Source organism: Paenibacillus sp. EC2-1, assembly GCF_049311625.1.
Taxonomy (GTDB): Bacteria; Bacillota; Bacilli; order Paenibacillales; family Paenibacillaceae; genus Paenibacillus_AQ.
Genome location: NZ_CP186006.1, coordinates 1,235,465 through 1,261,953, shown reverse-complemented (window position 1 = coordinate 1,261,953; position 26,489 = coordinate 1,235,465). Strand labels below are relative to the sequence as shown.

Genomic DNA, 26,489 nt, shown 5'->3' with positions numbered 1-26,489 from the left:
AAAACTTCCAGATTGCCTTTTATAATTCCTTAATATCATACCATTTGTCTTCGACATTCCGAAAAGTAACAACGATATTACCTACAAATGTTTACTTCAATGCGGCTCGCTTTAACTGCCCATGGTACAAGTCACTGTAGAACCCTTCTTCTTCAAGCAGCTCATCATGTGAGCCCTGCTCTAGAAGCCGGCCATCCTTCAGAACTAGGATGCGGTCAGCCTGCCGAATCGTATTCAAGCGGTGCGCTATTACAAAGCTCGTACGCCCCTTCATCAGGCGCTGTAGTCCTTCTTGAATTTTAATCTCAGTTACGGTATCTATGCTGCTTGTCGCTTCATCCAGCACCAGCATCGCAGGATTCGCAAGAATTGCCCGGGCAATAGCAAGTAACTGCTTCTGTCCCTGACTGATTCCACTTCCCCCCTGCTTAAGTACCTTATCGTAACCGTCATTCAGTCGCATGATAAAGGAGTGTGCATTCGCAAGCTTCGCTGCTTCCTCAACCTCTTCATCACTTGCATCCAGACGACCGAACCTGATATTCTCCCGAATGGTTCCTTCGAACAGAAACGAGTCTTGCAGTACAAATGCCATATGACTACGCAGGCTCTCCCGTTGAATCGTTGTAATATCCCGACCATCCAGTGTAATCGTGCCGCCATTCGGATCGTAGAAGCGGGACAGCAGCTGAATGAGCGTTGTCTTACCAGCCCCGGTTGGGCCGACCAAAGCAATCATCTCACCTGGCTTGGCCTCAAAACTGATACCTTCCAGCGTATCTCCACCTTGTTCATATGCAAAGGATACGTCCTTAAAGGTTACCGCGCCTTCGACTTGTTGCAGTTTAACAGCTGCGCCTTCATCCTTCGCTTCCACTTCTTCATCCAGCACCTCAAACACCCGCTCCGCACCAGCAATAGCAGAGAGAAGTGTGTTCCACTGATTCGCCAGATCGTTCAGCGGACGTGTGAACTGTCTTGCATAACTTTCAAAAATCACAATAACGCCTATCGAAATATATCCCTTGATGACCATAACTCCACCGATGCCGGCAACAATTGCAAAGCTCAGGTTGTTAAGACCGTTCATCAGCTTCGGTATGAATCCTGATATCGTCTGTGCCCAGAAGCCGGACAAGCGAATCTTAGCATTACGCTCACCGAACTCACGAATGACCCGATCCTCTTGAGAGAAAGCCTTAATAATGCGCTGACCGGAGAGCGTTTCTTCAATGTATCCATTGAGTTCCCCAAGATTTCGTTGCCGCTCTTTAAATAGCGGACCTGTGCGCCGGGTAATCCAACGCATACCAAGTGCCATGAGAGGAACCACTATGAATGTCAGGAGTGTTAGAAGTGGACTAAGCCACAACATCACCGACAATGTCCCTACGAGCGTTAGAACACTGGAAAAAATCTGAATGGCCGAACTGTTTAACGTTGAACTTACATTCTCAATATCGTTCGTTAGTCGGCTCATGATCTCACCTTGTTGCCTTTTACCATAGAATGGAATAGGTAGTCGGTGTAAGTGTGTGAACAAGTCCATCCGCATTCGATATACGGTCTCTTGAGCGATACCGATCATCCATACATTATGTAGCCATGTGGTCAGTGCTTGAAGAATGTACACAACAGCCAAGCCAATTAAAAAATAGATCCAAGCTGATCCACCGGTACCACCGGATATACTTGCAGTCTCCAAAAAGTCATCTACTGCAATTCCAAGCAAATACGGGCCTAGCAGCGCTAATCCCGAGCTTAGCATGACCATAAACAAGACAAGGGATAGCTTGCCCTTTCTACGTGCCAAATACGACCAAATTCGTTGAAGTGTAGCCGACCAATTCTTTGCCTTAACATTTGATTTACGACTAAATATGCCTTTGCCCTTTCCTAGTTCAAACTTTGGCTTAGGGTGACGGAACGGTTCAGTGAATGCTTTGAACATGCTGCGCCTCCTCCCCATACTGTGATTCATAAATACGGCGATACAGTGAGGAGCTTTCCATTAAAGCCTCATGATCTCCCTTTTCAATCAAACGGCCATCGTCAAGTAGCAGGATAAGATCCGCCGATGTCGTGGAGCTAATCTTCTGTGTAATCAAAAATGTTGTACATGATAGATCCTTCAGAGCATCTAGCAGTGCAGCCTCAGTCCGAACATCCAGCGCACTTGTGCTATCGTCCAGAATCAAGATCGCAGGTTTACGTACCAGCGCCCTTGCAATAGATAACCGCTGCTTCTGACCACCAGACAGATTCACACCACGCTGTCCGAGCATTGTATCGTAACCGTTAGGCAGGCTTTCAATGGTTTCATGAATTTGCGCTCGTCTAGCTGCTTCCTTGATCTCATCCATCGTTGCCTGTTCTTGCCCCCAAGCGATATTGTCACGCACCGTACCCGAGAACAGTAACACTTCCTGTGGAACATAACCAATTTTTCTCCGTAAATGCTCGGGATCTATCTTACTGGCCTTCACTCCGTCCACGAGGATTTTACCTGAATTCTCTTCATACAAGCGGGGAATGAGCTGAACCAATGAAGATTTACCAGAACCCGTAGCACCCATGATTGCTATGCGCTCCCCAGGGCGCGCTGCGAATGATATATCCGTAAGAACAGCAATATCACTGCCTGGATAGCTGAAATTAACCCCCTCAAACTCAACGGCGCCTTTCAGGGATTTGCTTCCGGAAGTTGATTGCGCCTCATAAGCATCATTCTCCGTATTCAGCACTTCCTCAACCCGCTGCGCTGACGCACGAGCTCTAGATAATACCATAACTAGACCTGACAACGCGGACATCGCACCGATACAGCGCAGGGTATAGTTAAGGACCGCAACTACTTCCCCCATCGAAGCGCCACTACCCGTAGCTATATCATGACGACCGAACCATAAAACCGCCAGAATCGCTGCATTCATCACAATCAGAATAAAAGGCATCGTTCGTTCCGTCATACGTAACGTAGATACCGTATTCTTCATAAGTTTACCGGAGGTTCGAGCGAATCTCTCGATCTCATGGCCCATGCGTACAAATACACGGATCAACCGAATACCCGTTAAGTTTTCCTGAATGACACCATTCACCGAATCAAGCTGCTGCTGCACTTGGCGGAAAGAAGTTGCGGCTTTTTTCATAATCCAAGCTATAAAAATAAATAATGCCGGTACAGTTAATACCAGCCAGAGTCCAAGCTTCACATTAACAACTAGGGCCATGATAATACTTCCCGATACAACAAGCGGAACCCGTGTCATAAAACGCAATCCCATGAATACGGTGTCCTGAATTTGCGTCACATCTCCTGTCAATCTCGTGATCAATGAAGATGTTGCAAACCGATTAAACACCGAGTAAGAAAACGATTGCACTTTGTCGTACAACTTGTCCCGCAGATCATACCCAAGGCCTTGGCTTGTATGCGCTGCGAAGAATGAGCTAGCTATCCCGGCTGCAAAAGCAACGAGGGAGCTGGCGGTCAGTATACCTCCCCACATCCATACAACCGATAGATCATGATGCTGAATTCCGTCATCAATGATCTTGGACATGATGAGTGGTTGAACTAATTCCAGTGACAGCTCGATCAGCATCATGGCAAGAGCCGCGAGTGCTGCTACTCGATATTTTTTCAAAAAAGTAAACACAATTCCCATTCACATTCCTCCGACTTCCGGGCCCTGATGTCGCAACTGCACGTTATGCGAAGGCCAACAAATGATAACGTTCCTTGATATATATGTATATTATAACGTATTTTTTCAACAAGATCGTTTAAAAAAGGAAATTGGAACCGTTTCTCGCTAAATTGTTATCACACTTTTCTCGATATAATATATAGCAATGTAGAAAGAAGAGGATGCAATGAATCTACTACAGACGTTTACATTAAATGAAGAAGGATACACCCTAATCCAGAAGCTGGTGCTTTTCCGAATCGAAGAAGATCTGTCGTATGAACATCATACCTTGAGACTTATTGAAGAGAAGCAGCAAAGTATCGCACAAAAGAGCGGATTTATTCACTCGCTTAACAAGGCTCATAAAGATCATGCTGCCTCCAAAGTTATGGAGCGGATTCGTAAGAAAGAGGAATGGAAAGCTTACTGGGAAGCAAAATACCTGCTCGTGCTACCGGAAAATCTCAGAAACACCCCAATCGATCGATTGATTAGCCAATGTAACGAAACGTCCGATGGACGTGTACAGTTATTTCTCATTATGCAAGAAGTTATCCATACTCCGATCTATTGTGATATGGAACCCTTCAGCAATGCTTTGGAAGAAACCTATTTCGAAGCTCATATTGATAAAATCTCACTCATGTGTGGGTTCGGTCCCTGGGGGAAGAAAATTTATAAGAATACAGAAAAATTCTTCAAAGACATTAAAGATGAAGGTGGAAAACTGCCGAAATGGGGCATCACTGGTCTTGTGGGGATCGGATCGGTTGCCACGGTACTCGCCCTTCCTGTTATTGCCCCCGCTGTTGGAGGAATACTGGGCCTATCTGGTGCAGCGGCCACTTCCGCAAGATTAGCTATGCTTGGTGGCGGCTCCATTGCAGCCGGTGGACTCGGCATAATGGGCGGCATGACGGTACTTGTTGGCGGGAGCAGCGTGCTTGGAACCGTTGCAGGTGGTGCTGTGGGCAAAATGCTGAGCCAGATCCCCCAAGAGGCTGTAGCACTTAGCATCGTTAAGAATATTAATCTGATTCACTATCTTAAATCCGATGACAATCGCGATCAGGCCGGGACTATGGACACCTTAATCCAAGCTCAAAATATGTTCCTCGAATTCAAGCAGCAGACCGAAAGAGAAATGGTGACACACGGCATTTACAACAACAAAAAAGACATGATGCAGATGTCGCATATTTTGAATCGAGCATTCCGTCAGTTGATTACATAAACAAAGGGCCCCTCACATCATGCGGGGCCCTTTGTTGTTAAACCTATATCTTTTTATACGTTCTCTATCACTACGCCTACTCCACAGACTTCAACGCCTCAATCATATCGATCCGCTTCAGCTTGAAATGCATGGACAGCATCACAATACCGGAGAACAGCAAGGTTAACAACGCCGCATATCCGTAGCTCATCCAATTGATATTCTGACTGAACATCATGGCATCCACTTCCGCGGTTTGAAGCACGAACCCGTGCAGCCAAATCCCTAGGAAATTACCAACGATAATCCCTAGGATAGTCAAGATCATATTTTCCCTGTAAATGTACATCGTGACTTCCTTGTCGTAAAAGCCGAGTACTTTAATCGTAGACAGCTCCCTGATCCGCTCCGACACATTGATATTGGTCAAATTGTACAATACAACAAACGCCAACGCTGCTGCAGAAACAATGAGCACAACAACAACGACATTCATACTTCCCATTGTATCGTCGAAAGCGGTACTCACTCCGCTCGTGAAGCTTACCATCGCAACCCGTTTGTTATTCGTCAGCTGTTCACCAAAGGTATCCTCCCACTGTGAACTTGTATCTTTGTACTTGAGGAGTTGTGTGTTAACTTCCGGCTGCTTGCCGAAGATCGATTCATAATAAGCTGGTGTCATGTACAGATAATGCATCGTATAGTTCTCTGTAATGCCTGTGATCTTTACTTCAAATGTATCATTATCGTTGTTCTGAATCGTTAAAGAGTCTCCGACACCTATATCATAAAGTCTAGCCAGCTTCTCTGTAATAACAGCCCCTTGATCGGTAAGTGGAACGCTCATATCCGACTTGCGATCGTTGAGCATGACGAAATGACTGAGCTGATCTGAGAATTCAGGAACGAATATATTCACATCCTGATTATTGACTCCTTTAGTGGTTGCCGTCACTGCATCCTGTGTCACATTCAACACACCTGTCAGTCCCGGTGTATTCGCAATCAGCTTATCGTAATCCTTCTTGATCTGTTCACTGCTATCGTCATGGAAAGCAACCAGTGCATTGTACTTCATGATTTTGCCGAACTGCAGAGGAGCGATATCCCCGATCGAATCCTTTAAACCGAATCCTGTAAGGATCAGTGCAGTACACCCTGCAACGCCACACACCGTCATAAACATGCGTTGTTTATAACGGAACAGATTTCTCGCGGTAACCTTCCCCGTAAATCCGAGCCGCTTCCAGATAAAGCTTACCCTTTCGAGTAAAATACGTTGTCCACTCTTGGGCGCCCTTGGCCGCATAAGCACGGAAGCATTGCTTCGTAGTTCTACCCTTGACGCAATGAACGCAGTCATTGTAGTACATAAGAGTGCAACTACAATCGATATCACACTATAGCTTAGATAGAAGCTGATTCGAATGCTAGGTAGATTATACAGCGAACCGTATGCATCGAAGATAATATTGGGGAATAGTGTATATCCTACAGCCAGGCCTGCTGCCGAAGCCGTGACACTTGCGAGTGTTGCATACACCAGAAACTTCTTCATAATATCCCCGTTGCTGTACCCAAGTGCTTTTAAGGTTCCGATCTGGAGTCGCTGTTCTTCAACCATCCGTGTCATCGTGGTCAGACTGACCAAGGCAGCAATGAGGAAAAAGAAAACGGGAAACGCAGTTGCAATGGATGCCAGGCGATACGCATTATCACTAAATTCGGTATATCCCGGATTGATACTGCGATCCAGAACATACGTCTTCGGCAGTTCAAGCTCATCCAATTCTTTCTGTCCTTTAGCGATATCCTTCTCCGCATCAGCGATTTTCCGGTCCGCCTTCTTCTTCTCTTCATTATAAGTAGCTAGGCCCTTATCGTATTCAGCCTGGCCTTCTTCCAGCTTCGCCTTAGCAGATGCAAGTTCAGCTTCGCCTTTCTGTCTTGCCTCAGCAAGCTCGGATTTCCCCTTATCCAGCTCAGTTTGTCCTTGTATCAACTTGCTTTCACCAGCAAGAAGCTGAGTCTGACCTTCTTGTAGTTGCTGTTTCTTCGCATCCAGCTCCTTCTGTGCGGAAATAAGTGTCGCCGAAGCCTTACTTAGTCCCTGTTCGAAAGAGCTCACAGCACCCTTTAATACCGAAGTATCCACAGAACCATTTAGATAACCCGAAACCACCTGTCCTAATCCCTTATCTGCTGCTCCCGCTGCGCTAATCAGCTGCGATTTCTGCTCCTGCGGGATAGCTCCTGGCGGCAGCTTCGCAATCTGCTTCAGCGATTTCACTAGTTCTTGTCCTTGAGCCAGCTTCGGCTCTAAAGCTTTCTTCTGCCCGTCCAGCTCTGCTTGACCTGCCTTTAGCTGAGCCTGACCTTCCCTTAAGCGTGTTCGGTTACGCTCCAACTCAGCCTTTCCGCGCTCAAGCTCTCTTTCGGCCAAATCTAACTTCCGCTGTCCATTCGCAAGCTCCGACTGAAGCTTGTCCACGCCTTGCTGATAACTGCGTCGTCCATCGTCCAAGATTACCTTAGCATCTGCAAGCTCTTGCTGAGCTTCGGCTAACTCTTGTTTTGCTTCAACAATCTTGAGCCGGGCATCATCCAGCTTAGCTTGACCTTCCTTCTGAATCTCTTTCAACCGCTCCTCCGGTTGAAGTTTAAGCGCCTGCTCTATCTGCTCCTTATGTTGTTCAATACGATCATCATACTCTGCGGTATATGGCGCTAGCGACGCCGTATCTTTAAAGCTTAAATAGGCTTCCGTATATACTTCTAGATTAAAATCCTCCTGTGGAACAACCACAAATACATCGGCCGTCCCCTTACCAATACTGCTGCTTCCCCGCCCCAGATTACTAATGAACATCGGGCTTTTCACAGTTCCAACGACCTTGTAACTAACCTTCTTGAACGTATCTTTTAAAGCCTCTGAGTCTGGATTCGTAAAGGTAATTGTGTCTCCAAGCTTATATTTGCTCCCCATCTCGCCATTATCATCAATGGCAATCTCCCCAGAAGACTGTGGTAATCTGCCTGACGTAAGCTTGTATTGGTTCAGTTGGTTATCCTTATGATAGGAGAGAACTTTGGCAATGAGTCCGGTATCACCCAGAAACACGTCCGAGCTATAAGCTGGTTGTACATCTAAAACATCTGGGACCTTATTAATCGTTTCAATATCCTTTTGTCTCAAACCCAAGGTCGATTGAACTTTGAGATCCATTAATCGAAGTTCCTTGTAATAGTGGTCTGCGGTATTCAACATGTCAGGACCCGTAGCCTTGATCCCCGCGAAAAACCCAACCCCCAACATGATGATGGCAAAAATGGACAGAAACCGCGCCTTGGTCCGCCATATTTCCCGGAAAATATCACTCCATAAGGCCTTTTTCTTCAAAATATTAACCCCTTACCATTCGATGCTATCGACAGAGACCGGATTTGGGTTTTGCACGACTTTCCGGACCTTGGCGTTATTAATCTCGATAACCCGGTCAGCCATAGGCGCGATTGCCGAGTTGTGTGTAATGACGATTACGGTTGTTCCGGTATTCCTGCATGTATCCTGAAGGAGCTTCAGCACCTGCTTGCCCGTATTATAGTCGAGTGCGCCTGTTGGCTCATCACATAAGAGCAGTTTCGGCTGCTTCGCAAGTGCTCTCGCTATCGCTACTCGCTGCTGTTCACCACCGGAGAGCTGAGCTGGGAAGTTGTTCAATCGTTCACCTAGACCCACATCTCGAAGTACCTTCTCTGCATCTAGAGCTCGAGGAGAGATCTGCGATGCCAGCTCTACATTTTCAATCGTTGTTAAATTGGGCACTAGATTATAGAACTGGAATACAAATCCGACATCCGTCCGGCGGTATCCAGTAAGCTCTTTGTTATTGAATTTAGCAATATCCGTTCCATCTACAAGAACTTGTCCTTCGTCCGCCGTATCCATACCGCCTAAAATGTTCAAAACGGTTGATTTCCCTGCACCGCTGGGACCTACTATAATGGCGAACTCACCTTTTTCAATATCAAAATCAATGCCATCATTCGCCACGATGGTGGTCTCCCCCATCTGATAGCGCTTGTATTCATTTTTTATCGATACAAATGCCACTCTATCCGCTCCCTTGCTGACATTTCTTATAACTACAATTTATTAACAAGTGTATCACAAAAAAATCTGCCAATAAAAATGCTAAACCCTCAAAACAGACATCGTCACACAACGTTCCTATTCTCACAGTTTTTGATACATGTAATACCTTTATAGCAACATTTTGTAAAATTTAACGTTATATAAATAGACGTTTATAAGGGTTTATCTGATGAAACTAAGAAGGAGACCAATTCATGAAAAAACTAGGCTACACCTTACCGCTTCTGCTTCTCGTCCTATTCCTTATACCAAACTCCGTTTTTTCTGCAAAATCTGGTGCATCCGCTGGATTATCTTTCCCTGATCCCGTTCTTGAGATGATTATCCGGCACTATGTCAAAAAACCAACGGGTACTATCACACAAAGCGATGTCGACAAGATCACCGTTCTGGATACAAACGAGGTTCATACCATGCTCGTAAGTAAATTGAAGAAGCCCGGCGCCAGCACTCACCGAGTAGGAATTAGGAATCTGAAAGGACTTTCCCAGCTTCGCAATCTGAAATCTCTCCGTATCCAGACAATACACAAACAAGCAACCGTCTTGCATACGATTAAGGATCTGTCCGAGCTTAAAGATTTGAAAAAACTAAAACAATTAACACTCCGTGGTGTATCCTTAGAATCTCTTCGGGGATTAGAAGGCGTAACTGAACTGTACTCACTCGATGTGAGTTCCAACGCCATTCAGAATCTGGACCCCCTTCAGAACTTAACTAAGCTAGAGCAGCTTAATCTGTCTTGGAATCAACTGAATCAAGGAACCAGCGGACTAGCCCCTTTAAAAAATCTAAAAAAGTTGAAAATATTAAATCTGAATATGAATTCAATACAAGATATTTCTCCGTTAAGCGGCCTCACTGAACTACAGGAATTATCGCTGAGTGGTTCAGGTAATGGAAATCTAAAAGCTTTAAGCACACTGATTAATCTCCGAAAGCTCAATATCGATTCTTTTGATGCTACAAGTCTTAAACCCCTGACGGGACTCAGCAAGCTGCAGGAATTATCCGTGGAGTACAACCAGGTTCAGGACTTAACTCCACTTGCCAATATTAAACAGCTTCAAGTCCTAAATATATCGGAGAACCGAGTGAGTTCCTTGAAACCACTAGAGAACTTAAAAGAATTAAGAATGATTAAGGCAAATAACAATCAGATTGAATCACTCGCTCCATTAACCCATATGAAATATCTAAAGCAGGCCGAATTTAATGACAACCGCCTTGTATCTATGCAAGGTCTAGAGAACAAGAAACAATTAAAATCCGTCACGCTGCATTATAATATGATTGATGTTAGAGACAACTCATCAGCCACCATTTTAGCTCAGCTAAAGCAACAAGGAACCCAAATTAGTTATACGGAATTTGATCCGTTTCCGGATGTTTTCCTAGTAGGCAAGACAAAGAAAGCTTACGCTTTTGGTAAATATGTAAAACTTCCAGCCGCTCCATATGAACGCAATGGCAGAATGTTCGTACCACTTTACGTGGTCAGCGACCTTCTAGGAGCCAAAGTATACATCGATAAGAAATCTCACACTATTACGATCAAGGATGAGGGAGTATCTATCGTCATGAAAGTAGGATCCACAGATATGAGATCGAATGGTCAAATCATAAAGATGGATACCGCTCCTGTTGTTCAGGATGATATTGTTTTCGTCCCTGTACGTGTCATAGCAGAACGTCTGGGAATGCTCATAAAACCGAATATATATGGTGTTTCGATAAATCCATATTAAGGTGTGAACTGAACAACGAAGGAGGAATCATAATGACTCCCAAATACAATTGGATGTATATTGAGCTAGGAGTTCCACTGTTCATATTATCCATTGGCTTGTCTTTGCGGGCCTCCCAATGGGTTAATATGATCACTTCGAACGATTGGCTGCAACAATTAACTTTCCCACTGGTCTTGGGCTTACTCGTACTTGTGTTTGAATTAACCAAACTAAGTAAGATGCGTGTTCATGCCTTGTTGGGGCTCGTGATTATTCTCAACGGACTTTGGATCGAGGCATTGATCGAGCCTGGGGATTATCTATAGATAAGAGATTTAGATTTCATAACAAAACTAGAAAAAAGACAAATGGTCCCTCACCAAGCATTGTTATCATGCCTGGCGAGGGACCATTTCTTCATACATTATAAGAAATAATTCGTAATCGATTGATCACTCGCGAGAATCGCTTCACTATCGAGCTTCTTCTTCAAATACTTCTTGTCCGAGGAAATGAATATATTCATAATCAGATCCACGACGAACAGAAATGTGATGTGGTTGGACATCAAGGCGCTGTTGCTAACCGAGATTTTGTCTGGCACGATCATATCAACGACCGCATTCTCTGTAATCGGTGATGAGTCATAGCAAGTGATCGCGATGGTCTTCGCTTGATTCACCTGAGCAATCGATACCGCATCGACAATTTCCTTCGTAGAGCCTGAACGCGAGAAGGCGATCACAACATCCTCCGAGTTACACTGAGAAGCCGCAATCTTCATCGCACGACTATCACTGATTGCTTCTGCCATAATCCCGATGATCGCCAATCGGTTCTTTAAAGCAATGGCGGCCAAGAAAGAATCGAACAATCCGATCAGAACAATCCTTCTCGCGCCCTTCAGCAGATGGACCACTTCATGTAGCTGTTCTTCCGTGATCAGTGCCGAGGTATTCACGATCAGTTCATTATAATCCAGCGCGAGAGCATCAATGGCATTGATTTCCCGTCTTTCTTTCTTCTTCGCCTGCATGTCACGATAGAAGGCATCTTGTGCAAAGGCGATTTTGAAATCATTAAATCCCTTGAACCCTACCTTTTTACAAAAACGATTGATGCTTGTCTCTGACACACCAATCTCATTAGCGATAGCCGTAATGGTATTTCGCGTAATAAATTCGGGGTTATGGATGACATAATTAGCAATTTGATTTTCCCCATATGTTAATTTCTGTGTTTGCGATACGATTTTTGCAATGACAGCCGGAACCTGTGAAGACATGATACCTCCTCCTGATCTACCAATGGACACTAGCACAACCCATTATATCACACTGAAGTAAGGTATTGATAAAGCTTACATCCAAGACTTCCAGCGGTTTACCTGCCCATGAATTTCACTAAAAAGAACAACAAACCCTCTTTATTATTGTTATACATTATATGTAAATGAAACAATCGGGGGTAAACCATGAAATTAATCATATTAACTTTAAGTCTTTTATTAGGAATTATTGGTTTGTCAGCATGTTCAGAAGACAAAAAAATGAATGAAGCTAGTAATATTGTTTCAGCACCAGATAGAGGCTTCCTCATAGAAAGTTTTGAAGAGTTAGTACGTCACTCGAATCTTGTTGTTATCGGTACAGTCGAAAAGGTACACCCAGCGAGTTTAAGGAATATGAACGCGGATAAGTCAGAAAACGCCCCTGTATATAACGCTGTTTACACTGACTCTGATATTAAAGTAGATAAAATAATTTTAGGAAATATCAATCAAGGAACGAGAGATATGTTTACGATAAAAGAGCCAGGTGGAGTATACAACGGTAAAGAATACAAGATCTACGAACCAATTGTAGAAGAAGGAAAAACATATTTATTTTTCTTATATACTTACGATAAATTAGGCATCCCCGAAGAGCCATATACATTCGTCGGTACTACGGAAGAGGTCATCATTCCTGTGGAAGGTGATATTGTAAAACTTCTTCCTTCTGTGGCTCTTACAGAACCACTAGCAGCAAAACAAATCATCGACGAAGAATCCGCCACTCATAAGGTGTCTCTAAAGATCAACGATGTCATCGACGAAATTATCAGGGTAGATCATTATCTTCCCGATCCAGTTTTTAATATAGATAACTACCTCCCAGATCCAATCGAGGATGTAGATCTTGATAGCCTAAAATAACCTACCACATATCTGTCATAGAAAGCTCCCTCTAAGCAATGTTTAGCACGCTGCCTAAGGGAGCCTCTAAAACTTAAACCCAAGACTTCCAGCGCTCTAGCTGTGTTGAGAACTGCTCCTTGGAAAGTTCTTTGTTCTGCATTAGATAGACGTAATCAAGCACATTCGGTAAGCATGGTAGTCCCATAAGCTCCTTGCAAAAGGCATGTGCCGCAATCTCACTGGTCTTCACCACAGTCGAGCGCTTCTTCAGCCATTTTCCAAGCTTGAACACTTCAATCGGCTCCAACTCTTCATTGGTGAATTTTCCTGATTTATATTCAAGATAGTGATAGAATTCATGCGCCAGATGGATATCTATCAAGCGATCCAGCTCAGTTCCCTCTGCGTCCGATCCAACCACCTCTTGATAGGATTGCTTCATCCCGGCTAAAGACTCGGCGTACACAATAATTTCCGGTGGATTCTTAGCAAAATCAATCTGTGCGCGAAATTGAACCTTATGAAACGTACCGGACCGACTCGTGATTTCATAGTGCAGGCCTTCCTCTTGGCACAGCTCCCGGATATCCCTTCCGATATAAGAGAATGCGGTTTCCCGGCCTCTTGCAAGTGATGTGCTAACATAGTACGGGATCTGTTCTACAGGTATTTTATGAAACAAAGGGTCCTGTTCAAGCTCTGCACAAGCCATTGTCTCGTCTGATAAAGACTGCACTTCTTCACGAGTCGCGATCATGATCCGCCTTCGCTCCTTCCTACTGATACGCAATAACAATCATTTCATCTTCTGCGCGCATCATTTCCGTTTCAATCTCTAGGATCGACATCAACTGCTCTTTCGTCTGCATCCCTGTTAGATCCAGCATCTTCTCTTTATAGAATACAAACACCTTCGGAATGGTCGCATTCGCATCCGAGTATATCGTATTGTCATCCAGGAACTCACCAAGCCTGCTCTCATGCTGGGATTTGGTTAGCTTCGTATACTGCACATTCGCTTTCTTGAAGCGCACAACGCCTTCCCGGTCCAGAACACTTACACTGTTAGACTTTTTCTTAATGAGCCCAAAGAATGATTTCTTCACATGCTCACTTGCAAAAAGACTCCAGCGACCGCTTCTTGCCGCAAGCTTTGTTAATTCCAGCGGCTGATCCACCGACTTCGCGGCAATGGCTACCATCTCTTGATCTGACATCGCTTCTTGTCCTAAATCCTTCGAACGAAGCTCGGTAGAGCCGGTAGCTACGGCTCGCAAAATATTTTTCTGACTGTCGATTTCGATCGTAACCTCAACCGTCTCTTCACTGGCACCTGATTTGACGATCCGTTCTACAATTTCCGAACGTATCCGCTTAATGTCCTCTTCTGTCGGATTCACAACCGTCCGTTCCATCTGCTCCTTCACCATCGCCAGAGCCACACCGATCGTGGACACATATGGGGCATTGTTCGCGATCTTGCTCTTTAGATTCTCTCGCTCTGCCATCGCTGGTACAAGAACTGCTCCACTTCCCCCTCCGCCTACCAGGGTGACAAACGAGCGGTCCAGTTCATAATCCTCAATCATTTCATTGACTGTCTTCATGGTCTTGTCAATCGCGATATTCATGACTGCTCTAGCGGCCTCTTCCACACTTAGTCCGACATGCGCCGCAAGAGCTTCCCATGCCTTAACAGCTGCCTCCTTATTTCCCTGAGCATAATCGCCTTCCGGAATATACCCAAGAATGTTCGCTGCTCCGGCCAAGGTATACGAATACTCCTCTCCATTCTCACTCTCAAGAATGACGTACTCGGCCGGGTCACCCTGTCTAGGACTTACAAACTTCACCTTGGGGTTCACAATATCTTCTGTCTTCGCGAATGCCTCATATGCTTTACCGGCAATATGTGCGCTCCGTGGTCCAACATCCGTGATCTTACCGCCAGCCACCTTGATCATACTTCCACCTGCAATACCAAGTGTACGCACATCAAGTGATTGAAGATATGTTCGGTGGCCTCCCACCTGTGCATTCTTGATCATAACTTTACCATTCTTAATGACAGATATATCGACACTCGTACCCCCAACTTCGAAAAAAATGCCGTCTGAGATTTTCTCATACATCAGCGCTCCAGCGACGCCTGCTGCGAGACCAGACAGCATCGTTAGGATTGGCCGCTTGCGCACTTCATCGATGCTCATAACCCCACCATCACAACGCATGATCATGAGCTGGGATTTGATATTGGCATTCTTGACGGACTTCTCCGTCATATTAGCCGTCTCCATCATTTTCGGGATGAGTGATGCATTCACGACTGCGGTTCTTGTCCGCGTCTTAAGTCCATATAGTTGTGATATCTCATGTCCACCAGTTGCATAAATGCCTTTGCGATTCGCAATCTCCACCACTCGTAGCTCGTTCGTCGGATCATCTACACTATAGGCTTCCGAAGCTACAATGACTTCAGCACCTTGCTTCACAAGATCATCAATAGCCGTCTCGATCTGCTGATCCCTTAAATCCTTGGAATCCAGATACGTGTGAAATGTCTTCAAATACTTTCCCGGTGCAAGTTCAATATCACCTGGATTCGATTCGGAACGTGCACTGAGACCATCAAGACCTGAACCCATGCCGATAATACCAACAGATGCAACGTCACCTTCAAGGAGAGCATTTGTGGCTTGTGTTGTTCCGTGAGCAATAAAGGTAACATCATCCGGTAGAATGCCTCGACTTGCTAGAATTTTGTTTAAAATCTGAACAATCCCTTTTGCCACACCATCTTCATCGTGGTGGGTCGTAGGAATCTTCATCTTCTCTATGACTTCGTAAGTTTCATTATCAATGACAGCCGCGTCTGTAAACGTCCCTCCAACATCAATCCCTACCCTTACTTTTCTTCTCTCCATCATTCTCCTCCTGAAGGTACAGGCGGGATATTCGTAGTATAAAATACCACTTCCCGCCCGAGTTCAGCTGCCCGGATTAAAAGACCATGAAGGCCCCGATCAGCATCGAAATAAGTACAGAAACCATCATCCAAGGCAATGTCTTCTTCAAAATTTCGTTAATATCACTCTTCGTAAAATCGGCAACCCATACGTTATGTGAGTTCGTTGGATCCGATACGGCTTGCACGTTACTTACAACACGCAGCGCCAGCATTGCAGCGACCGGGGTCATCCCCGCCGTGACGAACAATGCAGCAATACCACTTCCAAGACCCCATACGTTCAGAGGTCCACGATAAATAGCAAGCGGTGACAATAGCGTAAAGAAGATGATATACATCAGTGGATTTGTTGGCAGGACCGCTTCAATCAGCGGTGAGATCAGTGACGACACCTGTGGCGCCATAACGGAATTCAGGAGAATACCGATACCGATCATTAGTGCCATCGCCCCCGCGATATCCTGAATCCCTTCAATCAGGGCACTGGAGAGCACATGTATTGGACGTTTTGGGAGTGTTAGCAGAACTGTAACCAAGGCGCCGATCACAACGGCTGGTACAATATCCAGTTTAAAAGCAAACACGAGAATAACCGGTACGAGAGGGCTGATGAGTGCTATGGCAGGAACCTTCTTCCCATCCGCCCCGGTGGCATTAGGCATCGCCCATGCTTTACGGCCTCTGCCGTCTTTTTGGATATAGAAAATAATCATCGCAAGCGATAAGGCAATCAGCGGCAGAGCAGCTACGAGGGTATAATCCGCAATTTCCGCAACAGAAAGACCGAGAACGTCCACATATACAGCCCAGTTAGAGACATTGAATAGTGCACCTACACCAACCGCTGAGACGACAACGATGGAAGCCACGAATTGTGAAATTCCTGCGGTAAGCATAATCGGAATGACAATCGTACCTACGAGGATGACCATACCAAGTCCGCCGGCTGCGGAGAAAATAATCGACGCTGTAACAAAGAATAAGACAGCGATCAGCACCGGTTTGTCACCAGCCAATTCGGCCGCTTTTCGTATAATAGATTTCGTAATTCCAACTTTATTTAGAATCTGTCCGAACCAAGCACCGAACACAAGACCAGCAATGGCACCAGACAACCTCATAGAGCCAGCTGACAGAATGGTCTTGGCGATGGTCGCTGTTTCAGGATCACTGGACATCCAAGGAACACCTGCAATAATTGCAAATAATACAGCCATTAAAGGCAAAGCTAGAATCGTCGGAAGCTTCCGAGTCATCATTAATCCAACAAAGATCAGGAAGACGAGTAAAATACCGATGGCTTGAAACCACATTAAAGTTGTCACTTTAATTTCCCCTCTCACAATGGTTACTACTAAGTTTTACACTTCCAGATACGCGCCCTGCTCTTTAAGTAGATGCTGTACTTCCTTGATATTGATATCCCGGACGTCGATTCCCCCTTTCACAGCTATTGCAGCCGCAACACCTCCCGCATGCCCAATAGCGCCTGTTGTCGGTGTTGTACGCATAGCCGCTTGCGCTTCAAATGTCGCTGATATACATCGTCCAATCACAATGAGATTCCTTACCGAATCTGTAATCATGCAGGAGTACGGAATGCTATACATGCCACCCCACTCCAGCTTCTGATGCTTGGTCCCTTCTCCATCCGGACTATGAATGTCAATGGGGTATCCTGAATGCGCAATCGCATCCTCGAACAGACGCTGCTCAAGCAAGTCCTCCGCTGTAAGCGTATACAATCCTTTGATTTGTCTAGAGCCCCTTACTCCAATATTAGGCCCTGTTGATTCTACAACCGCATGTTCAAAACCTGGAATATATTTTCGTACGAATAACTCTAGCTCACGGCATTGTTTGCGACCTACCATTTCAGCCCGACTCAGACTCATTGCATCCGTTGCATCGTGCCCCAAGATACGAGTCGTGTTCAAGATGACCTCACCCGGATTATTGGTCTCGAAGAATAGAATATTCTCTCGCGGAATCGAAATCTCACCTTTGGCCTTCGCTTCCTTAAATAGACTATCGAATCCGCCAACTGAAAGGCGCGGGGATTTCTCGATGATAGATGTATCCCCGTTATACAGTGGGAAATCCTCCGGATGTGCGTGGATATATTCCTTCACCTTCGGAATGTCCACGTTGTACATTTTCATCTTCAGGGTCATGGGCTGCATGGCCCCGTCAGTTTCTCTTCCCTTCGTAAACTCTGCTCCAGCTAAGACGGACAGATCACCGTCACCCGTGCCATCAATAAATACAGAACCTTCAATCTCACTAAGTCCTGACTTGTTGCACACCGTTATGCTTACGATCCGCCCATTCTCTGTCTTCACACCCGCGAGCATCGTGTGGTATAGAAGCTCTCCTCCACTTTCTGTCACCATGAGCTCAAGCTCGTGCTTCATCGCCTCGGCATCAAACGGTGTCACTGAATATGTAAAACCGACGGTGTCAAAAATATGTCCCGGCGATTTCCCTAATTTCTTCAACCGCTCAATGAGTTGATCTGTAAACCCCTGAATAGCCAGCTTCTCGCCAGCATGAAAGGTCATCATTGGACCTACACCATTTGCGGTAAGCGTCCCTCCCAAAAATCCGTGGGACTCCACAATCAGTGTTCTCGCTCCTGAGCTTGCTGCCGCAACCGCGGCCATCGCCCCGGAAATGCCCCCACCCATTACGATAACGTCATACTTCGGCATACCCTCCATCTGCGTCTTCACTCCTTTTGGGTCATGATATTATAGTGATTTCTTGACCTTAGATTACCAAAGCAAATCGATAATGTAAATGCTTTCAGGAAAATATTTTTCTAAATATCCGGAAATTTAGAAAGTAATTTACCGAAGGATTGACACCCTTTTCATGTGTTTTTTTTGATTAGCAACATTCTGGAAAAAGGAAACGTCAAGAACTATAAATCATTTCATTTTGCAAGGAGGTAGACGATGCGGACTGTATTACTTACTGTATTCAGTATATTCTTGAGCCTGTCGCTATTCGGATGTAGCTCAAGCACATCGAAATCAGGATCAGGGAATGACCAAGTTCCGAGAACGACGGAAGATACAGCGCCAGGAATGGAAGGATATGTTGTGGATCAAAGAGACGGAGGCATTCTTGTAGTTGACAATGTGCCGAAGAATTACGGCGCTACAGGCGGGGTCGAAGAATTTTATAATGCTATTTGGTTCTCTTATGACCAGAAGGACGTTGCCATTGGTCAGAAGGTTCAGGTCTGGTTTAATGAAGTGTTGGAATCGTATCCCGGTCAATCAACCGCTGAGAAATTGCGGATCTTGTCTGCTCCAAAACCAGCTGAAGCTAACATGAACGAGGCCGAAGCCATACGCAGAGCGCTAGAAGAACCCAGAACAGATCTCCCGGGAGTTCTTGTTATTAAAGCTGCGACCTACGACGAAACATCGGATCAATGGAGTATTACAATTAAACAAGGTGACGATGAATGGGTAGTTCAAATTGATGATAAGTAAAACCTCTCAAACATAGGCTCGGTCCAAAGGATCATCCATCTCGTTTACAGCTTCAAAGGCACCCATTGAATGACTCTATATTCATCCTATGATTCAAAAACTGATTTAGGCCATGCAATGCGGAACGTTCAACACCTATTATTCACACTAGATGAAGGGGATGAATCATGAAGCATTTCATTGTTTATATGTTGGTGTTGATGACTTCCCTTATATTAAATGGATGTACTTCGGAACAAGCATTCACTCAAGGTACAGCGGAAGCTAGATTATACGACCTTATTCCTCCATGTGCTAATGACCTCGAATCTTTCAATTCCATTGCAAAAGCAGAACAAAATGATCAAGGCTATACCTTTACGGTCACACAAAATTGTGAGCCTGTTGACGGAGAAGGGCCACAGATGGAGACCATCTATAAATATTTGGTTTCGCCAGATGAAATCAAACGGATCGAATAGAGGTAAGTATCCAAATGCAACGCAAAAAGATACCCATACTCTAAACACCTTTTTTAAAGTGTCCAGTGTATGGGTACCCGTTTAAATGACCTCGGATTGTTCCTTTTCGCCTTCTCTAAGATGTAATGATTAATGAACGGTTATCACCTTAGAATAATAAGTGACGAAGCTCGATTCTTCAGCTTGATAATAGCTAGCGGACTGGAAATCCGCTATTTGTTAGAAAACATCCTTTTTGTGAGTTATGCGGACTCAGATTCCGCTATTCTTACAGAAAGGCTCTGATTTAATAGGTTCAGAGCTAATAGCGGATTCTCTGTCCGCTAACGATTAATATTAGTCATATTCACAAATATAACGGCCTCTCTGTCCGTTAGTCAGTTAGTTAGTAAGTTAGTAAGTTAGTAAGTTAGTTATCCCGTTGATCCGTTGGCCCACTAGTCCGCTAGGCCGCCGTCCTACACCACCTTCGCACTACCTGGCGGCTCATCCTCCCCCGCGATAACCTCCATATTGCCTCGTGACGCCCGATTTCGCCCCTCATGCTTGGCTTTATACAAAGCTTCATCACTCAGTTTATAGAGTTTATCCAGTGGCAGCATTTGAGCTGCCGTTACGGTAACCATACCAATACTTAGCGTAAAGGAAATCGGTAACTTACCGGAACATTGTAACATCGAAAGACGAATCGCTTCTGCCACCTCCCCTGATTGTTTCTCATCCGCACCGGGAAGGACAACGGCAAACTCATCTCCCCCATATCTGCCTAGCAAATCTCCAGGTGTCAGAGCCCCTTTCACTTTAGCGGCATACTCTTGTAGCACCATATCTCCTGTATCATGACCATAGGTATCATTAATGGTCTTAAAGTGATCAATGTCCATGAGCAGAAAAGAAACCGGTTGACCTTTTTTCCTGCAATCCGCAATCGATTCCTTCGCTTCGAGGATAAACGTTCTGCGATTCCACACTCCTGTCAGGTCATCATAACTCGCTAGCTTATGAAGTTCCCGATCCCCCTTCTCTTTGGATAAGAGAACAAAACCTGTATTCCCTACAAACATCAACAAGAATAATGATAAAAAGGATAATGTCTGATAGATGCTTGGTTCAAAGAACGTTACGTTTATACGAGGAATCCATGCAATAATCGCTCGGATCAGCGAACCTGCAGCCACCAAGCTATACATTAACCCAGTCACTCTCATCAGTGTAGAGCCTTTCTTTCGGCAGACCATACGAATGGCAGGTAGGATCAGCAGGAGTGACATGCCTAAAGATCCCATAGCAATTCGATTCGTTTCTGTATTGGCTAGCGCGATGATAATATGAAATAAAAGAATACAAGAAACTGTTAAACCTATATAAAAGCGACGTGTGTTTCGGTGAAAGACATTCATGACTCTTAACAGCGCAATGGCTTCAAGAGCAGCTCCTAGGAATAAAACCGTATTAGCTAGAGACACCGTGAATAGATCGGGAATTCCTCCCCGAAACATGGCTAGCCCCCACCCGGTTGCTTGCAAACATTTTGCTCCATAAAACGCATTTACCGCACGATCTTTATTCTGTCCATGTCTATAAGCTGTTATTAGAATGACCGTGAATACATGCCCAACAACAAGAAATACAAAAGCGGTCCGCATATCCAGCTCTACATTCATCTTTTAAATTCTCACCATCTCAATATTCTTTTTCGACTTATTTCGACCTTTTAATGTGTAAATCCTCTTTTTTTACCATAATAGTCTAAATGTTTAGCGGAATAGTACAAAAAAAACTGCCGGCATACCCAGCAGTTTTTCAATATATTTCTATCTAACACCTTCGGAACACTTAACCCAGCGTCCCCGCCTTAGCCACAGAATCCGATTGTCTGGAGATGATAAACAATACGATCCAGATCATCAAAAATCCAAGAATTTGGGCAGATGTCACGACCTCATTAAAGACAACCCAGTTAATCAATACCCCGGCCGTTGGAAAGCTAAGTTCCGCGAGCGTAGCAACAGAAGCCTTTGTTGTAGTAAGTCCTTTATAATAAACAAGCAGGCTGAGCAGTCCCGGTAGAAGCGCTTGACCAATTAGATTCAGGGATACCAGAGCAAAGGCAGATGTTCCGAACTCTGGCAAATTCCAGCCTGCACCTTCATTCAACGTAATCAAGCCAAGAAGAGGAAGTGCTAATACAAAACGCAGTGACGTTACCGTCTCCACCTTCATCTGTCCAACCATCAAGCGACCCATGACAGTAGATCCACCCCAAAGAGCTGCAGCGCCGAGTGACAAAAGGCTTCCCATCTGAACAAAGTCGCTCCAATGTCCAATCGGAATGGCAAATCCGAATGTGAGCAAATACGTTCCTGCCAATGCGAAAAGCATCAGATATCCAAAATGACGAGGTAGCTTTTCTTTAAGCAGCAGACTTGCTAGAAGAATGGCGAATAACGGTTGGAGCTTTTGCAGAAGAAGAACTGCGTTCAAGTTCCCGCTCGAGAGCCCCATCGTAAACAGTATCGTGGCAATCCCCGATCCACCCCATGAAATAAAGAGCAATGCACCAACTTGACGCCAACCAACTTGTTTAAGTTCCTGACGGTTCTTCCAAATAACCGGAATCGCAATTAACGAGATGATAACATGTTCTAGAAGAACGATCTGCGACGAGGTTAAATTATTCAGAAGTATGACCCGAAATAAGGGATCAACTCCCCATAGTGCTGCTCCCAGTACAACTAACCAAAAACCGTATTTCGGATTACTGCTAGCTTTACCCTTGCGTTTGGACTGTACCTTCAAACCTGTGTTGATGTTTTCCATAATGCTGTCTCCTATCCTTGAATACGGAGTCTTACCAGCAGAAAGCCCCCGTTATCGACAAATGTCGAACATACGGGGGCTGACCAAATAAGCCTACTGTAGAACTAAAAATTCCACAGCAAACCTACGTTTGATCTTCTCCCATCCGGACTTTACCGTCGGCCTTGGATTTCCACCAAGTCAGTCGCTACCTTAAACTACAAAATAGCGAGTCGCGGGCTGAAGTTCATTCACAATAGAACGAACCATCACCGCCGGTTAGGAATTTCACCTTACCCCGAAGATCCATATTCATTTATTTTTATTTTGTATTTCACGAATAACCTAAATCCATAATACTAAAAATTAAGACAATAAGCTGATAAAAAAATCACAATGAAATTATAACACGAATAGTTTCATGTAAATACAATTTTTTTACAGAAAATGATGTTAATTTCTCAGAACAAAACCTCACTGAGAATTATACAGCAAATATACATTAGTTACTACATAAATTTCAACGAGTACTTTTTACCACATTCGGCCTTCACACAAAAGGGACATCCCTTAAAGATCATAGACCTTCTTAGGATATCCCTATCGTATTCTCAAGCGCTGTATTTAGCCTCGATACACTTCAAAAGCTGAAATCGTCGGGCACCATCTGGACTCCGTAATCTTCAATCGAATAAACCGTGAAGTTACATTGTCGAATCGGCATATACGCTTATAACCAACAACCGTACCGCTCCAGAGCGGCTTCCATTCGCCGTCTTGTTCATACTCCAGCTCGAATTTCTCGATTCGTTGACTATAACGATGTTCTTGCAGAACAACATGGTTGAATTCGATCTCTGCATGCAGATCCACTTCAATAGTAACCTGCTCCGTCCCTTCCTCTGGACACCAATAGTTGTCAGGATTGCCATCAAAAATACAGTTCACATCATGTCCATCCATCGTCTGTGAAGCCTGGGCAGTAGCACCCTCAGCCAGATTTGTTCTGAACGTGTTACGAATGTAATCTCCCAGCTCACGCAGCCGAGCACGATCATTCTCATGAATAAGTCCCCGTTGATCCGGTGGTAAATTCAGCAGGAAAGTCGCGTTTCCGCCGACTGAACCATAATACACATGAAGCAGTTCTTCAAGTGATTTAACTTTATCATCTTCCGAAGCATGATAGAACCAGCCTGGGCGAATGGACGTATTTACTTCAGCTGGATACCAGACTAGCTCCCGCTCATGTCGAATGATCTCTCTACTTCCCAGATCGCGATCGGTGGAATCATATCGTTTAGCGAATTCGCCATCATCCACTTGTTGAGATTTCTCCTGAATGCTCTCATTCGAGCGGAGAGATACTGGCACGACACTCCACTCTGACTCACGGCATACGCCCGCTTCATTTCCACACCACCGAATATCCGGTCCACACACGTTGGTAACCGCATTTGGTTGTAACTCTCGAATAAGAGAATAATAAGCGTCCCAGTCATACACTTGTCTTTTCCCATTCGGGCCTTCACCACAAGCACCGTCGAACCATACACAGAAAATATCTCCGTAGTTCGTTAACAACTCTCTTAACTGGTTCATAAAGTACTCATTGTATTTAGGAGAATCACCATAAGTCTGTTCATGACGATCCCATGGGGATAAATAGACTCCGAACTTAATACCACCTTTGCGGCAGGCATCCGCAACTTCCTGAACGATATCGCCCTGTCCATTCTTCCAAGGGCTGTTCTTCACGGAGTGCTCTGTATACTGGCTTGGCCATAAACAAAATCCGTCATGGTGCTTACAAGTAAGAATAAGTCCCTTCATTCCAGCATCCCGGCATGAGTCAACCCACTGATCAGCATCAAATTCTACAGGGTTAAAGATAGCTGGATCTTCATCGCCATGCCCCCACTCTTTATCCGTGTACGTGTTGATCGTAAAGTGAATGAATGAATAGAACTCCATTTCCTGCACAGCCACCTGTCTTTCTGAAGGCTTCACTTGCGCAGCGTATTGAATCAAATCAACCATGTCATATCTCCTCCGTCACTCTATGGTAGAAGGAATGCAGTTGCTATTTGGTTGGTAGCGCTTTCTGATAAGCTGCCAGGTAAGCATCCAGCTGCATTCCTTTAAATCCATTTACGTAATTCTCCCAATCCTTATCGATATCCTTGTTACCGGTTACAAATTGCGCAAGATTCGATGCCACATAATCAGATAATGTCTTCGACATTTGTGTAACGATTAACGCATCCGCTGGATCAATAAATACATCGGTCGGATATGCAATTTCCGGCTTCGCAAATGGCTCATACTTTTTCGCAGCCAGCCATAGACGGTAATCAATCGCACCTTTACCGAGTGGATCAGCTGGCGCTACGAACGATTCACGGATGGAGTTGAGCATCTGCATCGTTCCTAATTGCCACCACGTATTTGCCAGCGGTGTTTGTCCACTTGCGGACTGCTCTGACGTAACAACATCATACTTCGCAGGATTTCCGTTATAGTCAAGCTCGCCGCTTTCCGCTTTTTTATAACCTTCTCCTTCAAAGCCCCATGTTGTATGAACCGTCCCTTCTTCGGAGAAGAGATAATCAGCTAGACGAATGGCAGCAATTTGTTCTTCCTTGGTCGCTTTATTCGTAATAACAAACTGACCAGCACCAGCCCCGACCGTATAACCTGCTAATTGAACACCTTCTGGCCCTTTAAGTGGTGGAACAACATCGTAAGCTTTGTGACGTGTGTTGTTCTCATCATTAACTTCAAACATACCCCCAATATTCGCAGTACCTACACTGCCTACTACAACATCAGGCTTGTTGGCTAGTTGTTTAACAGCATCAACGTTTTGCGTGAATGCGGCTTTATCCATCAAACCTTCTTCAAATAACTTCCGTAAATACTTCACGCCTTCCTTCCATTCCGGTTGCATAGGCGCATAGATGACCTTCCCATCTTTGATCATTAAACCAGTTCCATCATTGTAGATAAAGGCATTCATTAAGAACGTCTCTACCCCACCGCCCCAATCATTATTGGAGGTTGTGAAAGGAACCTCATCTGCTTTACCATTCCCATTCGGGTCTTTCTCTTTGAAAGCCTTCATCACTTGATAAAATTCTTCAGTCGTTGTTGGCATATCCAAGTTCAGCTCTTCAAGCCATTCTGTATTAATCCATAGTCTTTGATAATATGTACAGTGTAGACATTCATTGATTTTTGGAAGTGCATAGATATTTCCATCCGGAGCAACCATTCCTGCTTTTAAATAAGGTAAATCGGTCATCGCTTTTTTAATATTTGGCGCATACTGATCGATTAAGTCATTCAATGGTATAAAAGCACCTTGCTGACCATACTTCACCTGATCCGCCTTTGACATTCCCGCACTAAGAATGACTGCCGGGTAATCTCCACTTGCTAACAGCAATAACTTCTTATCGTTAAAAGCAGCATCTGGCGAAGTACTCCAGTTGAATTTAATGTTCAGCGTTTCTTCCAAATGTTTCGAAAATTTGTTCACATCCAAATTCTCAATACCGACCGTTTGTGGAGCAAACACACTCAGTTCAACCGGCTTATTCGGATCTTGAGGAGCATCTGCGGAGCTATCGTCTTTACCTTTAGAACCACCACACGCTGATAATACCATGGTAAGAACCAACATAAGACTCATTACTTTGAGCAATTTTGTTTTCAATTGAACAGCCTCCTTATATTTAAATACTTCTCGATATGGATTTATTCATAAACCGATTGCT

19 protein-coding genes and 1 riboswitch are annotated in these 26,489 nt (G+C 44.6%); of the genes, 6 read left to right on the top strand and 13 right to left on the bottom strand.

Going from position 1 to position 26,489, the window contains the following annotated elements:
* Positions 1–91: 91 nt before the first annotated feature.
* Together ACK8P5_RS05860 and ACK8P5_RS05855 are read right to left on the bottom strand one after the other, a co-directional pair.
* Positions 92–1,951: an ABC transporter ATP-binding protein gene (locus ACK8P5_RS05860; protein WP_422660041.1), complete on the bottom strand. Its 1,860-nt coding sequence runs from the start codon at positions 1,949–1,951 to the stop codon at positions 92–94.
* Positions 1,932–3,671 carry an ABC transporter ATP-binding protein gene (locus ACK8P5_RS05855; RefSeq protein WP_422660040.1) on the bottom strand — a complete coding sequence of 580 codons (1,740 nt, stop codon included), beginning with the start codon at positions 3,669–3,671 and terminating at the stop codon, positions 1,932–1,934. Before ACK8P5_RS05855 ends, ACK8P5_RS05860 begins: the two co-directional genes overlap by 20 nt.
* A gap of 208 nt (positions 3,672–3,879) precedes the next feature.
* On the opposite strand from ACK8P5_RS05855, the gene ACK8P5_RS05850 reads away from it, so the two are divergent.
* A complete protein-coding gene (locus ACK8P5_RS05850; protein WP_422660039.1) occupies positions 3,880–4,929 on the top strand; it encodes an interferon alpha-inducible IFI6/IFI27 family protein in 1,050 nt (349 codons plus the stop codon).
* A 76-nt stretch (positions 4,930–5,005) separates the two neighbouring features.
* Here the strand turns inward: ACK8P5_RS05850 and ACK8P5_RS05845 are convergent, their stop codons facing one another.
* On the bottom strand, positions 5,006–8,314 hold the full coding sequence (locus tag ACK8P5_RS05845; RefSeq protein WP_422660038.1) for an FtsX-like permease family protein: 3,309 nt from the start codon (positions 8,312–8,314) through the stop codon (positions 5,006–5,008).
* 12 nt (positions 8,315–8,326) lie between these two features.
* Entirely contained in the window at positions 8,327–8,986 is a 660-nt protein-coding gene (locus tag ACK8P5_RS05840) for an ABC transporter ATP-binding protein (protein WP_422661386.1), read from the bottom strand.
* 278 nt (positions 8,987–9,264) lie between these two features.
* Here ACK8P5_RS05840 and ACK8P5_RS05835 point away from each other — a divergent pair, with 278 nt between their 5' ends.
* Positions 9,265–10,818, top strand: coding sequence for a leucine-rich repeat domain-containing protein (locus ACK8P5_RS05835; protein ID WP_422660037.1), 1,554 nt, complete (start codon positions 9,265–9,267; stop codon positions 10,816–10,818).
* A gap of 32 nt (positions 10,819–10,850) precedes the next feature.
* Positions 10,851–11,126 (top strand): hypothetical protein, encoded by a 276-nt coding sequence (locus ACK8P5_RS05830; RefSeq protein ID WP_422660036.1) that lies wholly within the window; start codon positions 10,851–10,853, stop codon positions 11,124–11,126.
* 98 nt (positions 11,127–11,224) lie between these two features.
* Here ACK8P5_RS05830 and ACK8P5_RS05825 read toward each other — a convergent pair whose 3' ends face one another.
* Positions 11,225–12,085, bottom strand: a complete 861-nt coding sequence (locus ACK8P5_RS05825) for a MurR/RpiR family transcriptional regulator (RefSeq protein ID WP_422660035.1) — start codon at positions 12,083–12,085, stop codon at positions 11,225–11,227.
* A 189-nt stretch (positions 12,086–12,274) separates the two neighbouring features.
* On the opposite strand from ACK8P5_RS05825, the gene ACK8P5_RS05820 reads away from it, so the two are divergent.
* Positions 12,275–12,997 (top strand): hypothetical protein, encoded by a 723-nt coding sequence (locus ACK8P5_RS05820; RefSeq protein ID WP_422660034.1) that lies wholly within the window; start codon positions 12,275–12,277, stop codon positions 12,995–12,997.
* A 73-nt stretch (positions 12,998–13,070) separates the two neighbouring features.
* Here the strand turns inward: ACK8P5_RS05820 and ACK8P5_RS05815 are convergent, their stop codons facing one another.
* The 4 genes from ACK8P5_RS05815 to ACK8P5_RS05800 form a co-directional block, all read right to left on the bottom strand.
* Positions 13,071–13,736, bottom strand: coding sequence for a hypothetical protein (locus ACK8P5_RS05815; RefSeq protein WP_422660033.1), 666 nt, complete (start codon positions 13,734–13,736; stop codon positions 13,071–13,073).
* A gap of 19 nt (positions 13,737–13,755) precedes the next feature.
* On the bottom strand, positions 13,756–15,903 hold the full coding sequence (locus ACK8P5_RS05810; RefSeq protein ID WP_422660032.1) for a hydantoinase/oxoprolinase family protein: 2,148 nt from the start codon (positions 15,901–15,903) through the stop codon (positions 13,756–13,758).
* A gap of 76 nt (positions 15,904–15,979) precedes the next feature.
* On the bottom strand, positions 15,980–17,272 hold the full coding sequence (locus tag ACK8P5_RS05805; protein ID WP_422660031.1) for a citrate transporter: 1,293 nt from the start codon (positions 17,270–17,272) through the stop codon (positions 15,980–15,982).
* Between the two features lie 36 nt (positions 17,273–17,308).
* The gene (locus tag ACK8P5_RS05800; protein WP_422660030.1) at positions 17,309–18,667 is read right to left on the bottom strand and encodes an FAD-dependent oxidoreductase; all 1,359 of its coding nucleotides are present in this window, start codon (positions 18,665–18,667) and stop codon (positions 17,309–17,311) included.
* 237 nt (positions 18,668–18,904) lie between these two features.
* Here ACK8P5_RS05800 and ACK8P5_RS05795 point away from each other — a divergent pair, with 237 nt between their 5' ends.
* The gene (locus ACK8P5_RS05795) at positions 18,905–19,450 is read left to right on the top strand and encodes a YobA family protein (RefSeq protein ID WP_422660029.1); all 546 of its coding nucleotides are present in this window, start codon (positions 18,905–18,907) and stop codon (positions 19,448–19,450) included.
* Positions 19,451–19,617: 167 nt separating this feature from the next.
* Positions 19,618–19,911 carry a hypothetical protein gene (locus ACK8P5_RS05790; protein WP_422660028.1) on the top strand — a complete coding sequence of 98 codons (294 nt, stop codon included), beginning with the start codon at positions 19,618–19,620 and terminating at the stop codon, positions 19,909–19,911.
* Between the two features lie 458 nt (positions 19,912–20,369).
* Here ACK8P5_RS05790 and ACK8P5_RS05785 read toward each other — a convergent pair whose 3' ends face one another.
* The 4 genes from ACK8P5_RS05785 to ACK8P5_RS05770 form a co-directional block, all read right to left on the bottom strand.
* Positions 20,370–21,575, bottom strand: a complete 1,206-nt coding sequence (locus tag ACK8P5_RS05785) for a diguanylate cyclase (protein WP_422660027.1) — start codon at positions 21,573–21,575, stop codon at positions 20,370–20,372.
* Positions 21,576–21,747: 172 nt separating this feature from the next.
* The gene (locus ACK8P5_RS05780) at positions 21,748–22,731 is read right to left on the bottom strand and encodes a DMT family transporter (protein WP_422660026.1); all 984 of its coding nucleotides are present in this window, start codon (positions 22,729–22,731) and stop codon (positions 21,748–21,750) included.
* A 129-nt stretch (positions 22,732–22,860) separates the two neighbouring features.
* Positions 22,861–23,020, bottom strand: a riboswitch (FMN riboswitch).
* 314 nt (positions 23,021–23,334) lie between these two features.
* On the bottom strand, positions 23,335–24,750 hold the full coding sequence (locus ACK8P5_RS05775; protein ID WP_422660025.1) for an alpha-L-fucosidase: 1,416 nt from the start codon (positions 24,748–24,750) through the stop codon (positions 23,335–23,337).
* Between the two features lie 43 nt (positions 24,751–24,793).
* On the bottom strand, positions 24,794–26,395 hold the full coding sequence (locus ACK8P5_RS05770; RefSeq protein ID WP_422661385.1) for an ABC transporter substrate-binding protein: 1,602 nt from the start codon (positions 26,393–26,395) through the stop codon (positions 24,794–24,796).
* Positions 26,396–26,489 lie beyond the last annotated feature (94 nt).